General features: G+C 62.9%; 14 protein-coding genes. 11 read left to right on the top strand and 3 right to left on the bottom strand.

Translation table 11 applies throughout. The features are described 5' to 3' along the window. From F8N36_RS12345 to F8N36_RS12295, 11 genes are all read left to right on the top strand, one after another. A partial coding sequence (locus F8N36_RS12345; RefSeq protein ID WP_291333124.1) for a hypothetical protein occupies window positions 1–419 on the top strand: 419 nt, incomplete at its 5' end. Window positions 420–423: 4 nt separating this feature from the next. Beyond that, window positions 424–1,452, top strand: a complete 1,029-nt coding sequence (locus tag F8N36_RS12340; RefSeq protein ID WP_291333123.1) for a hypothetical protein — start codon at window positions 424–426, stop codon at window positions 1,450–1,452. 93 nt (window positions 1,453–1,545) lie between these two features. Continuing rightward, on the top strand, window positions 1,546–2,649 hold the full coding sequence (locus F8N36_RS12335; protein WP_291333122.1) for an RtcB family protein: 1,104 nt from the start codon (window positions 1,546–1,548) through the stop codon (window positions 2,647–2,649). 7 nt (window positions 2,650–2,656) lie between these two features. Then, window positions 2,657–2,995 (top strand): hypothetical protein, encoded by a 339-nt coding sequence (locus F8N36_RS12330; protein WP_291333121.1) that lies wholly within the window; start codon window positions 2,657–2,659, stop codon window positions 2,993–2,995. Between the two features lie 18 nt (window positions 2,996–3,013). Further along, window positions 3,014–3,535: an NADAR family protein gene (locus tag F8N36_RS12325; RefSeq protein ID WP_291333120.1), complete on the top strand. Its 522-nt coding sequence runs from the start codon at window positions 3,014–3,016 to the stop codon at window positions 3,533–3,535. Between the two features lie 94 nt (window positions 3,536–3,629). Further along, the gene (locus F8N36_RS12320) at window positions 3,630–4,847 is read left to right on the top strand and encodes a tyrosine-type recombinase/integrase (RefSeq protein ID WP_291333119.1); all 1,218 of its coding nucleotides are present in this window, start codon (window positions 3,630–3,632) and stop codon (window positions 4,845–4,847) included. After that, window positions 4,831–6,705, top strand: a complete 1,875-nt coding sequence (locus tag F8N36_RS12315; RefSeq protein ID WP_291333118.1) for a phage integrase SAM-like domain-containing protein — start codon at window positions 4,831–4,833, stop codon at window positions 6,703–6,705. The genes F8N36_RS12320 and F8N36_RS12315 overlap by 17 nt, the downstream gene beginning before the upstream one ends. A 7-nt stretch (window positions 6,706–6,712) precedes the next feature. Then, window positions 6,713–8,623 carry a site-specific integrase gene (locus tag F8N36_RS12310; protein ID WP_291333117.1) on the top strand — a complete coding sequence of 637 codons (1,911 nt, stop codon included), beginning with the start codon at window positions 6,713–6,715 and terminating at the stop codon, window positions 8,621–8,623. Further along, a complete protein-coding gene (locus tag F8N36_RS12305) occupies window positions 8,613–9,092 on the top strand; it encodes a hypothetical protein (protein WP_291333116.1) in 480 nt (159 codons plus the stop codon). Before F8N36_RS12310 ends, F8N36_RS12305 begins: the two co-directional genes overlap by 11 nt. Next, entirely contained in the window at window positions 9,082–9,579 is a 498-nt protein-coding gene (locus tag F8N36_RS12300; RefSeq protein WP_291333115.1) for a hypothetical protein, read from the top strand. The genes F8N36_RS12305 and F8N36_RS12300 overlap by 11 nt, the downstream gene beginning before the upstream one ends. Next, a complete protein-coding gene (locus tag F8N36_RS12295; protein ID WP_291333114.1) occupies window positions 9,579–11,549 on the top strand; it encodes an AAA family ATPase in 1,971 nt (656 codons plus the stop codon). The genes F8N36_RS12300 and F8N36_RS12295 overlap by 1 nt, the downstream gene beginning before the upstream one ends. 51 nt (window positions 11,550–11,600) lie before the next feature. Here the strand turns inward: F8N36_RS12295 and F8N36_RS12290 are convergent, their stop codons facing one another. The 3 genes from F8N36_RS12290 to F8N36_RS12280 are packed head-to-tail and all read right to left on the bottom strand — an operon-like array spanning window position 11,601 to window position 12,905. After that, window positions 11,601–12,434 carry a hypothetical protein gene (locus F8N36_RS12290; protein ID WP_291333113.1) on the bottom strand — a complete coding sequence of 278 codons (834 nt, stop codon included), beginning with the start codon at window positions 12,432–12,434 and terminating at the stop codon, window positions 11,601–11,603. Beyond that, the gene (locus F8N36_RS12285; protein WP_291333112.1) at window positions 12,409–12,603 is read right to left on the bottom strand and encodes a hypothetical protein; all 195 of its coding nucleotides are present in this window, start codon (window positions 12,601–12,603) and stop codon (window positions 12,409–12,411) included. The genes F8N36_RS12290 and F8N36_RS12285 overlap by 26 nt, the downstream gene beginning before the upstream one ends. A 5-nt stretch (window positions 12,604–12,608) precedes the next feature. Then, window positions 12,609–12,905 (bottom strand): hypothetical protein, encoded by a 297-nt coding sequence (locus tag F8N36_RS12280; protein ID WP_291333111.1) that lies wholly within the window; start codon window positions 12,903–12,905, stop codon window positions 12,609–12,611. Between the last annotated feature and the right edge of the window lie 84 nt (window positions 12,906–12,989).

Genomic DNA, 12,989 nt, shown 5'->3' with positions numbered 1-12,989 from the left:
GCCCCGCCGGGCTCCGGCCGGCCGCGGCCGCGGACCCCCGGGTCTCGCCCCCCGCCATCCGCGGCCAGTTCGGCGACGACGTCGCCGAACTCGTCTTCTGGCTGACCGATGTCTCGCGCCCCGGGGATGGCAACCGCATCACCCGCAAGTCCAAGGACCGTGAACACTTGGCGCAGGCCTCGGCGCGCGCCAAGGCGGTCAAGCTCGCCGACCTGATTGACAACACGGCGAGCATCGTCGAACACAACCCGGACTTCGCTACCGTCTATCTCCGGGAGAAGTCCGCCCTGTTGAATGTGTTGTCCGGAGCGGCCGATACCTGCCCCACGGCGCGGGTCCTGCTTCAGCAGGCGCGGCAGGCCCTGCAGGACGGCGAACAACTGCTGCTGCAACGACACCTTCGGCGGATGGAGGGCTGACACCATGGGCGGCAACGCGCTCAAGAACTGCACCACCCGCCGGTACCAGGCGGAAGAATTCGCGGTCCTGGCCAGCGAGGTGCTGGCTCGCCTGCAGGCCGATTTTCCCGGCCGGCGCAGCGCAGTGCTGCCGGCGTATAGGGCAAAGCCCGACTTCGGCGACATGGACATCCTGGTGGAGACCGCCCCGACCGGCGATCTCCGGCGCTGGGCCGTGGAGGTGTGGAATCCGAAAGAAGTCGTCGGCAACGGCAACGTCGTCAGCTTCGAGTGCCGGGAACTGCAGGTCGACCTGATCGGCCAGGCGCCGGAGAATTTCGACACCGCGCTGGCCTACTATTCCTGGAACGACCTTGGCAATTTCCTGGGGCGCATCGCTCACAAGATGGGAGTGCGATACGGGCATGATGGACTGTCCGTCGTCTTTCGCGAAGGGAACTACCAGTTCGCCGAACGCGTGGTGAGCAAGGACACCGACCGGATCCTCCGCTTCCTCGGCTACGACCCCGCGCGCTGGCGGGCCGGCTTTGAGACCCTTGAGGAGATCTATTCCTTCGCCGCCAGCACGCCGTACTTCAATCCGGCCATCTTCGCCTACGAGAACCGCAACCACATCGCCCGGGTGCGTGACCGCAAGCGGGCGGTGTACCGCGGCTTTCTCGACTGGATGGAGACGCAAAGCGGTCTCTCGGCCTTCCCCTGGCCATCCACCGAGGAGCTCGGTGGCCGGCGCTTCGACGATACGGCGCTGGCACGGTTGCTGGAAGCCTTCCCCGAGTTCGAGTCCGAATACCTCACGGTGATGGCAGACTTCGCCACCTGGCGGCAGGCCAAGGATCTGTTCAACGGCCAAGTCGTGGGGGAAATCACCGGTCTGGCTTCGCGCGAGTTGGGCGAGTTCATGCGCGAACTGACGGCCGAGCGTGGACCGGTGTTCCACGCACGCATCGTGGCCATGGGGAAAACCGGCGTGCTCGACTGGGTGCGCAGCGAGTTTGGCCGGTGGTCGGCCAGCCAAGATAGGTCGGCGTGAGCACGGTGCGGGAAATTGCGCCTGCCACGGCAACTGGGAAAATCATCGGTGATCGGCCCGGGCTGGGCCGAAACTGAACGATAGCGAGGACCCATGAAGCCGCATCACATCTTCGCCGAAGCCATCGACGGCAAGGCGCTGTCACAGTTCTACGACGGCCTGAAGCAGGACTTCGCCGTGCGCGGTGCGTTGATGCCCGATGCACACGCCGGCTACGCCCTGCCCATCGGCGCCGTGGTGGCCACCGATGGCGTGGTGGTTCCGGCCTGGGTCGGCTACGACATCGGTTGCGGGATGTGCGCCCTGCCGCTCAACATCGGCGGCGAGGACATCCGTGCCAACGCCAAGGCGATCTTCGACCAAATCTACCGGGACATCCCGACCGGCTTTTCTCACAACCAGAAGGCCGAGGAATGGCCTGACGGCGAGAAGATCGAGCGGACGTCGGTCATCCAGCAGCAGCTGGACGACGGTGCGTTGCGGCAACTTGGCTCTCTCGGCTCGGGAAATCACTTCATCGAGATCGGCGAAGACGAGGCCGGCGGCGCTTGGGTGGTGATCCATTCGGGTTCGCGCAACGTCGGCCACAAGACGGCCACGCACTACATGAAGCTGGCCTCGCCCGACGGCAAGGCGCGTGAAGACCATCTGCCGCTTCGTATCGGCACCGCCGAAGGTGACGCCTATGTCGTCGACCTACGGTTCTGCCTGGCCTTCGCCTTGGAGAACCGCTTGCGCATGATGCAGCGGGTCGTTGCGGCGGTGCAGCGCCATGCTGGCCTCTGCAATCCCGACTGGTGGGATGGCTTCATCAACCGGAACCATAACCATGCCGAGCCGAGGGACGGCCTGTGGATTCATCGCAAGGGCGCAACCCACGCCGAGGACGGCGTGATGGGCGTGATCCCGGGCAACATGCGGGACGGCAGCTTCATTGTCCGCGGCAAGGGCAATTCGGACGCCCTGTACTCGAGTTCGCATGGCGCCGGCCGCGTGCTCGGCCGCAAGCAGGCCAAGGAGGCGCTGAAGGTCGAAGACTTCACGGAAACCATGGTCGGCATCGTTGCCAAGGTCGACATGGCCACGCTGGACGAGAGCCCCTTCGCCTACAAATCGATCTTCGACGTCATGGCGCAGCAGGCGGATCTGGTGGAGGTGGTTCACCACGTCCGGCCGATCATCAACATCAAGGGGTAAACGCGCGATGGCGCGGATCGAACGGCATGGATGTGCGCAGGACCCTGGCGCTTTTCTCGCCACCTTAAAAGCCGCTGGGGAGCGCTGGACGCCAATGCAGGCCGCACGGCTGATCATGGGCGATGCGGCGGATTCCATCCGTTCCGAGATGGGCGAGCACTGGCTTTTGGTCGCCATGGCGGAACGGCTTGCTGCTGCCCGAGAGGCCGGCGAATGGTCATTTGCCCACACCACTCTTCAGGCTTGGGTGGATTATCAGGCTGACCGGCTCGACGACGCAGAGTACCGGCAGAAACTCGCCGAGGCAGCCCAAGACGGGATGGCGCAGTATTGTCGTCAACAGTGATCACCAGGGGGAACGGTCGTGGGCGAGGACATCAACTTCTATCGGGCCAACGAGAAGCCCTACGGGGGCTTCAGCAACCTCTATCGCAGGCCGGTGGAGATCGAGAGCGAGGTGTTCCCGACAGTCGAGCATGCCTACCAGTCTCGGAAAGCCCGCAAGCCGGCGGTGCGGCGGTGGATACTGGCGGCGCCGACGCCGTCCCTGGTGGCATCGGCCGCGCATGGTCTTCTGCACTGGGACATTGCGCCCGGCTGGTCGCGCCTGCGCTATCCCTGGATGCTGAAGTGCCTGCAGGCGAAATTCGGCCAGCATGGCGACTTGGCCGCGCTGCTCATGAACACGGGCACCGCTCGCCTGGTCGAAAGCGGCACGGTCGACAGCGAGGTCAACCGTCGCTGGGGGGAGATCAACGGTGTCGGCCGGAACCTGCTCGGCCGCATGCTGATGCGGGTCCGCGCCGATCTCGGCGGTCCAAGCTATCAGGATGATGAACTTGCCAACTTGGTCGCGGCGGGGATCCCTCTGCTCACGGCGGCCTAAGGGGAAAAACGTGGCCGCCGAACGACCGAATAACGGAATGTCCAGCTACGAAATCAGGATATCGAGACTGCTCCCCCGGGCACCGGCGATCGGCATGACCGACGCCGAATGGACTGCGATCCGTGAACATGCCCTGCCAGAGGGGTTCCGCTATGTCGTTGACGATGCGGAGGAGGTCGTCGAGCCGATCCTACTCTATTTGTTCGATAAATGTGTGGGCAACGCCAAAATCCAGTCAGTCGGGAACACCCAGCTGACGTACTGCAAAGACCTGTACGAGTGGTTCTCCTATATGGCCGTCGCCGGCCTGCGCTGGGATACCGTATCAACCGAAGATGTGGAAACGTATCGAGATCGGTTGCTGGGGTTCGGGCGGTCTATCGCAACGGTCAGAAAGCGGCTGATCGTGATCCTCGACTTCTACAAATGGGCGGAAAAGGCAGGTCTCTCTATCTGCCAAGTCGACGAACGCGAGGTCCGAAAGATTCCTCGGGAGAATTCTCGGGACATGCTCGCGCACACGAATCCGGGTGAGCGCCATGCCGAATCGAGCAGGTTGCTGCCCAAGGATCAGCAGACAGACAACGTTGACGCTCTCAGCGTTGACGACATCCGGGTTGTGTCGGAGCATCTCGGGCCCAGCCCCGGGTCGCTTGGCGATCCCAGGCCGTCGCGGGACCGCATCATCATGCACCTCGCATTGGCCACCGGAATGCGCGTCCACGAATGTGTCGCTCTAACCTTGCGTCAAGCACAGGGGCTGATCCCGAATGCGACCTACGGCAACAGTCCTCTCCGGATCACGGTCACCAAAGGCCTGAATCCGCGGACCGTGATGATCCCGCCGCAGGTGCGTGCCGACATCCTGACCTATATCGACACCGAACGGGCCATGGCGATCCGGGGCACCGGCTCGAAGACCACCGCCCTCTTTGTCAACGCGGCAAACGGGAACCGCAACCGCGGAGGCCCTGTCACCGCCCACACGGTGGAGCGCAATTTCCACAAGGCCGTGTTGGCGGCGGGGCTGACCAGAATTGGCGTCGTCGCTGGCCCCAACGGCGCTGAGTATCTGGAAGTGGCAAAATATTCCTTCCACGATCTCAGACATACCTTTGCGGTGGCGTATTACCAGGAGCTCGTCCGGCAGGGGCGCAGCGAGCCCTGGGTAACGCTGAAAAATCTCCTCGGTCATAAACACCTCTCAACGACGATCAACACCTACCTGCGCAGCGTCTCATCTCGCGAAGCCGAAATGACGGATGCGATCACCAATTTCATGAGAGCTATCTGGAATGGCCAGACGACTTGATCGCGCCAAACTGCTTGGCGCTCCCACGGCCCAGACACATGACCGCGGCAGCCGTGCCGGCGGAGTGGTCCCCATTCCCACGCCGCGCATGGAAGGCGGCGTTGAGGTGGAACATCGGGCGGACGACGGGCCGGGGCGGATCACGATCACCCTCCCGTTCAGGCCGAATATGAAAAAACCGATCAGCATGAACCCTGGCGAGCACTGGCTCGCGGCGTCTCTGTTGGCGGAACCGTTCGCCAGAGCCTTCTTCGCGCACTACAGAACTAAACGGCCCGCGACGGTCCAATCGGCTCTCTCCCGCGTCAACACCTTCTGCCAGTTCCTCGCCGAGAAGGGGCGTTGCGACGCGACCTTGGCAGACATCGATGGGGACTTGGTCCGTGAGTTCGTGAAGTGGATGGACGCGACGGGTATGAGCGAGAGCGCCAAGAGCGGCGCATTCGGCGTCCTGAAGAAAGTCGTCGGTAGGTTATCACACTTGCCCGAATACAGGGCTTTCCTGCCGGCGCGGATCGATTTCCCAGAGGGCCTTTGGCCAGGCCGCCATCGTCGTGTCGTCTCGCGTGAGGGGCTGCCAATAACGACCCTTGCGGCGATTGAAGTGGCCTGCCTGCGGGAGATGCGCGAAGTCTTGCAGCGTCTCGACAAGGGTGATGCGTTGCTGGCCTCCGGCCGGGCAGCCATCGCGGAAGGCGTCGACATCACATCTGGTCGTCTTGATGTCTTGTTGGCCTTCATTGAAGACGAATATAGCGGTGTGATCAGCATTGGTGCGGAGAAGAAGGCCCAGGACCGCACCTTGCGGTATGTAATATTCAAGAATGGCGGATTGCTGCGAGTAAACGATTGGCTGGCCGCATCGAGCCGTGACTTGGTGCCGTTCGCTCTGATGCTGGCCATCAGGACCGCCTTCAATCCCGAGACAATTCTCGGCATGGAATTGTCGGCGTTACGTGAAAATCCGTTAGCCTCCGGATCTGCCGACCTGCATGGAATCGATGCCAGGCAAAAGATCGTCGGAAAGAAGAATCGAGCCGGGCGCGATCAAGTGCGTACCTACCCTTGCGACGATGAGAACATCGACAACCCCGTGACGATCTTCCGCAACACCGAGACGATCACCCGAAGAGTGAGGCGTTTCGCCGGTCCCCTCTCGACCAAATTGTTCATTTTCAGGGGGATCGGTGCCGGCAAGGAGGTTCAAGCCAACCACTTCCTGATCGGCGTGTTCAACAAGAAACTGAGAGAGTTTGCAGCCGCGCATGGGCTTCCCGAATTTACTTTGTCCCAGGTAAGGCCAACCATTTCTGAGTTGGTCGATCTCATCAGTGGCGGCGACATTAAGGCCCAGCAAACCATCCTGAACCACGGCTCAGTCGATATGACCGACGGTCATTATGTCTCGACCGCGGTCCGCAGGCGCCGAATGGAGAGGTTGAGTGAAATTGTCAATCGACGGGGGCGATGGATTGCGTCAGATGGACGGGCGGATAGCCGGCAGCCCTTCCCGCGGGGGACAGGGAGAGCGGCGACCGGCGGTTTCGAATGCTTCGACCCTTACGATTCGCCAATTCCAGGTCAAACCCAAGGGAAGATTTGCTCCGCCTGGGGCGAATGCGTGACGTGTCCGCTCGCATCGGTCGATTCCCAATCGCCCCACGCTCTGGCGCACCTCGTCCGCCTCACATCGGCCATCGACGCGGCGAAGGGCGATATGTCTCCGCAGCGGTGGCTCAGCGAGTGGGGTCCAGCCTTGGAGATGCTTCACGAACGCTGGCTGCCGTCATTCCGCGATCCTGCCGTCTTCGCAGCCGCCGAGACGATTCGTCTCCCTCCGCTCTTGGCCATCGAGTAAATCCGAGATGCAGACAAACCAGCACCAAACCCAAAACCAGGATTGTGTCCGGCCTATTGCCGTGAGCAATAAATCGGCCTGGGAAGACCCGAAGTGGATTCTCGAAGAGACGACTCCTGGTCAATACCCAAAGACGCTCGATTGGGCATTCGAAATGCCTGACGGCAGTCTATTTACCGATATTTCGTGGGGCACGTTGCTTGAGTCTTGCCGCCAAGTGATATGGACCTTTATGAACTCCTGTATTGGCGGCCGTGTGTCCAAGGCCAATACCACCTACGCATTTTATCATTCTATGACGAATTTCGTGAGGTGGATGTGCAGCAACGACTACATCGCGTTCAATGAACTGGACGACGGCGCCTTCAGGGACTTTCTCGATGTCGCCAGGGTAGACGCATATCGCCGCAAGAATAAGAGGGGACCATTCAATACCCTCCGCAATGCTGTCGCCTTTCCGATAAAACTCTGGCAATTCCACGCTGTCCTGGAAACGGCTGGGTTGCCTGTGCCGCAATGCCCGCCTTTCCAAGGAAGGCGGGCAAACGAGGTGGCACGAGAAACAGCCGAGCGGCAGGACGGCACCATTCCCCCAATTCCCGACGATGTTTTCCGCCGGGCCATCGAACTCTCCTTGCAGGCCACCGAAGAGGACATCTTCGCGGAAGCCATGCAGTGCGCCGCCGCTGTATTCGAACACAGGGGGCTATCGAGCAAACACTACACCAAGCTAAAAGTTGTCGATGAATCGCTTCCCCAAGATCGGATAAAGGCGATCATCAAAATTAACCGCGTCAGGGACGCCTGCGTCATCCTCATTCAAGCCCTTACGGGGATGCGGGCCAATGAGATCTGCGCAATCAAGACAAGTGGGATCGACCCCACCACAGGTTTGCCCGACTGCATTGTCGTAAAACCCTCGCTTAGTGGCCTCGACGAACTCTTTTTCATTCGCAGTCTGTTGTCGAAAACCTTACCCACCCCGGCTGAGAATGACTGGCTAGTCGGCTCCCGGCCCGTGGGTAGCGGCCCGGAATCATTGCCAATCCCCGTACTGGCAGTTTGTGCATTGGAACGGCTCTATCGGCCTTGGCGGGAAGCGGATGGCACAAATGAACTTGTGCTGGCAATGGGTGTCGACGCCGTTTCCGGCAAGCCTTACTCAGTCCCGATCATGATCTACGCCGTCAAAGACTTCTTCGACACGGACGATCTCTTGGCGAACCACAATCCTAGCACACACCAATGGCGCAAAACTTTCGCCCAGTACGTCATACGCTCGGACAGCGCCATGCTCCCCGCGCTTAAGGACCACTTCAAGCACCTCAGTATTGCGATGACGGAGCAAGGCTATGTCGCCGCGGATCCTGAATTGCTCCAGCTGCTCGACGATGCCGCTGTCCAGAACACCGTGGCCATGATCGGTTCGATGATGTCTGGGAAATCACGCCACAATGGGCCGCTGGTGGACGAGCTTCAAAAGACAGCGCGCAGGCTCGGCATATCCCTCGGTAACCGCTCGACCGAAGACAGGCAAGCCGACGTCGAGGAATTGGTGCGTTCTTCCAGCATGCGGGCGTGGGAGGTGCGGTTCAGGGGTCAGCCAGCCGGCGATTGCATGTTCAGGCCGGGCACCGGGAAATGCACGGACGGTTGTCCAGCCAAATGGATGCTGCGCGCCCCGCTTTGGTCGGCGGCACGGCCGGACCTCTGCTGGGAATGCAAGAACCTGGTCGTCGCCAACAATATGCACATGGCCTTCTGGCAGGACCGATTGGCCAAGCAGACCGGTGCCATAGAAGACGCCGAAGCCCAGGGCGATATCGCGCTGGCCATGCTGTGCCGGCAACGTGCGGCTCAATGCCTGGCCGTCCTCAAAAAAATGGAACAAAGTGGGGACAACGGCGATGTCGCGTAAGGCAAAGGAACCGGCCGCGATCGGCCGGGTGGAGAAGGATTTCCTCGCGGCCATAGAGCGGTTGGTGGCGGGAAAGCCGATGAATCGGGATCTCGCGAAGAGGGCGAAAGACGGCAAGCTGAAGATCAATAAGGCGACGGTGGCCGCCGAGGCTGGGCGGAGTCGCGTTACGCTCGATCGCTACGAGAACATCGTCGCCCAGATCGAAACTCTCGGCACAGAGCCCATCACCTCCGCCGACCACGTCATCGCCAGGCTACGGGAGGAGAACGCCAAGCTCAAACAGCAGCGCCAGGCCGCGACGGATGCCATGGCGGCGATGCTGCTCCGCATGCGCGCCATGGAGCGAAGCACCGACCAGGAGGTCAGGAAGGCGCTGCGACGCGCGGCCCGACCGCAGCCCAATAGGATTGTCGGCGCGACCGGCCATGTGGTCGCTTTCCCGGACGGCGAGGACGATGCCGGCTAAATCCATCGTTCCCACAATCATCGCTCTTTTGGAGCCCTATCTCGACGCCAAGCTGGCGGCGTTCGAGGCCGTGCCGAGCGATCGACGGACGCCGACGCTGCCGGCGACGGCGGACGGCAAGGTGAACGTCACCGGTCTGGTGCGCGAGCTCGGGCTGAAACCGTTCAGCGTCCAGCATTTCCACCGAAAGCGCGAATTGTTCGACGCGGTGAACATCGTGGCCGAAGCCATGGGCTTGGCACCGATCGGCAGCCGAGCGCTCGATGACGAGGCGGCCGAGACGGTCCGCGCCAAACTGGCCCGGGCCGGAAACGCCGAGAAGAAGGCGTCGGAGGACCTGGTGGAGGCGCTGCGTCGTATTGACCTGCTGACCGCCGACAACGAACATCTGCGGCAGAAGGTGCTGCAGCTTGAGGCGCAGATCGCTGCCATCTACGAGACCGGCGACCGGCCTTTCCACGATCCGTTCGGCGCCGCGGGCGACTGATGAATACCGCCGCGCCCAGAACCGCCGCCCAAACGGGCCTGCAGGGCGCCCTGCTGCAGCGGGTGCGGGGCATCGGTCCGGAGCGCGCGCAGCGTGTTCTTGCTGCCTTTGGTGAGGGGTTGGACGCCGCGCTGTCAAACATGAACAATGTCGAAGCGGTGGCCGCCGCCGTCGCGCCCGATCGGCCGGCGTTGGCCAGGCGGTTGGCCGCTGTGCTGATGGCCAAGTGGACGGACGAGTTGCGCCCCGAGCATGAGGCCGTGGCCTGGCTCGACCGGCACGGCATCACCGACCAACCTGGGTTGGCCCGCCGCATCGTCCGCGTCCTAGGCCCCCGGACCGGGGAGCTACTCGTAAGCAATCCTTACATCTTGGCCAAGACGCTGCCATGGCCCCGGATGGACCAGATCGGCCGGCGAGCCCTCGGCCTGCGCCTCGGCGCCGACGGCGCCCGGGACGCCCCGCAGCGGCTGCTGGGAGCCGTCGACAGCGCCGTGGGCGAGTGGATGACGGCCGGACACACCGCCATCGGCAAGGATCGCCTGACGCGCCTCCTTGCGACCCGCATCGGCCGGGAGTGGCATGGCCTCGCCCTGGCCGAACATCTCGGTGAGAAGCACGGCCGCCTGGTCGACGCGGGGGCGGTCTGGCGATTCGCCGGATGCGCTTTCCTCGAACGGGAGGTCATGGCTCGGATCGAGGCGATGCCGTCCGAGCGCGGACGCATCGTCGTCACCCCCGAGGCGGCCGACCGTGCCATAGACCAGATCATGCCGCTGCTGCCCAAGCCGCTGTCGGACGAGCAGCGGGCCGCCGTCCGGCATGCTCTGCTGAATCCCTTCGCCGTCATCGGCGGCGGCGCCGGGACCGGCAAGACGGCCACCATGCAGGCGCTGGTGCTGGCCTGGGAGGCCCTGGGCGGCGCAGTCCATCCTTGCGCCCTGGCCGGGAAGGCCGCGCTGCGCCTGTCCCAGGCGACGCACCGGCTGGCCAAGACCATTCACCGGACCCTGTCCGAACTTGCGGCCCGCCGGGCGGCCGAGGAGGACGGCAAGCGTCCGAACGGCGACTGGGCGCAGTTCGATGACAGGACCATGGTGATCGTCGACGAGTCCTCCATGCCGGACCTTGGCCAGTGGGCGCGTCTTCTGAAGGCCATGCCGCCCGGCTGCCGCTTGGTGATGGTGGGCGACACCGCCCAGCTACCGCCGATCGGCTTCGGCCTGGTCTTCCATCTGCTGGCCCAGCGGCCGGACACGGCCATGTTGACCAGGATCTTCCGCCAGGACGATGCCAGCGACATTCCCATGGTGGCCGACGCCATCCGCCACCGGATGCCGCTCGGACTGGACGCCTTCAACGGCCCGGCCGATGGCGTGTCCCTGTTGGACTGCAAGCTGACCGACCTGGACAGGGAGGTGGCGCGAGCGGTCACCAGCCTCGGTGGCTTCGGCGCCGACGGCCTGGCCCTGCATGTCGTCGCGGCAACCAACCAGCGGGTGGCGGCGCTGAATCTCCGGTTCCACGATTTCCGCCGCCAGGGCAAGGACGAAGTGAAGGGCTATCTCGGCGCGCTGTTCAGCGTCGGCGACCCGGTGGTCCACCTGGAGAACGACTACAAGCGCGGCCTGTTCAACGGCATGCTGGGGACTGTGACCGCCGTCGACATCTGGCGTCGGTCCGTCGAGGTGTCGTTCGAGGGTGCGACCCATGTCTTCGCCCGCGACGACCTGATCAAGCTGGATCTCGCCTATGCGCTGACCTGCCACAAGCTGCAAGGCAGCCAGGCGGTGCGGGTCGTTATCGCCATCGAGCCGAGCCGCCTTCTGGAGCCGTCCTGGCTGTATACGTCCCTCACCCGGGCTGAGCAGCAGGCCGTCGTGGTCGGCCCGAAGGCAGTGCTGACTCAGGCGTTGCGCCGAGAGTTTGCATGGAAGGATCGGTGTATTGGGATGGCGATGGCGGCGTAGAGACATGACCGCACGCGTCGGCTCGTCACCAGTGGTGTCGCAGCAACTACCTCACAACCAGCTTGTGGGTGAGGTCGCCGGTAAGCTCCTTGTGAACCCGGCCGACGCCGCGGCATCGCCATTGATCTTCTCAATGCCGGCGATCGCGTCGAATAGGGCGACGGCACGCCTTCCAGGCTCGGTGAAGAGTCCGCCGGTGCTGAGGCCGTTCACCGCGCAGTAGAGCCGTAAACGCCGGCGGGCGGCCGGGCTGACGCCATCGATACTGCCCTTGAGCCAATGCATGACTGTCGGCCTCAATACCGTGAGCCGTCCTGCCCGTTCCTCCCACCGTATGAGATCCTTCAGCCGGCGCGCACACGGCGTTGGAAGCGCGCCGAGAATTTCGCGCAGCCGTGCCACGTCGATGATTTGTGGCGCCACGCAAGCCACATTGCCGCTGACCGACAGCGCCGCCGGCAACGGCTCGTCCAGCAAGCGGCGCAATTGCTTGTCACCTGGAGGAGACCACCCGCGATCAGTGAAGTCGACGTGTATGTCCGTGACGGCCGCCGTCCTCGCCTCGCGCGACAGATAGACCTCCCCGGCAACGCTGCCCCGCCACGCAAAGATGATTTGCCAAAGGCGCACCTCACGGCAAGACGGCAGGTACGGCATTCCCTGATGGACGGCGTACCCTGCGTTCTGCCGGCGGGCAAGCGCCCGGTGGGCGTCGACCTCCGGCGGTGCGCCCGCCCGTCCATCCTCTTCCGCCTGACGGAGAAGGCTCCGGAGCTTGGCGCGTCGCCACGCCGGCACAAAACCGGCAAAATCGTCGGAAAGAGCGGACGCCGACTGCATATCCGGTTTTCCGTTTATATTATTCCGACTGGGATCGAGGTTCATCGACACTTCCTCGGATTCTAACCAGTGTCAGCAGCGCGTTAGCCAATTTCTCGACCTGCGATGCCCTGTACCAGCTATCCTCCTTTCCACGGCCGGCTTCGAACATCACCTGTTCAGCAAGTTCGATCGCCTCCTGCAGTTCGGTTTTCTTCTCGGGCTTACGGCCCATCCGTTTCATCCTTTTGCAGGCCGCCCCGACTGGCCTGATTGACCATCATCATTTTCGGTCGAATCAGCTCCGCCATCGGCTTCGCTTTCGACCCGCGTCAGCCACTCCTTTCGCTGGTCGGGCTTCATTATTTCCCAGGCAATAATCATCGATCGGATGTGCTTCGGGATCCCTGATTGCCAGTAGCCGCGCAACTGGCGAGAGATCGTCGTGACATCGTGGCCGGTCAGAATCGCCAGCGTCCGCTGCACCAAACCAGCGGCAATCGCCCGACGCTGCCAAGGGGTCTTCGTTCCCATCATGCCCACAACATAACGCCGATATTTACGTCACGCAATCTTTTGCTTGCGCCGGATATTTACGTGACGTAAAGTTATGGCCGTGAC

The sequence above is a fragment of the Desulfovibrio sp. genome (genome assembly GCF_009712225.1).
Taxonomy (GTDB): domain Bacteria; phylum Desulfobacterota; class Desulfovibrionia; order Desulfovibrionales; family Desulfovibrionaceae; genus Desulfovibrio.
The sequence above is the reverse complement of the archived record's forward strand: the minus strand, read 5'-3'. Positions and strand labels throughout refer to the sequence as shown.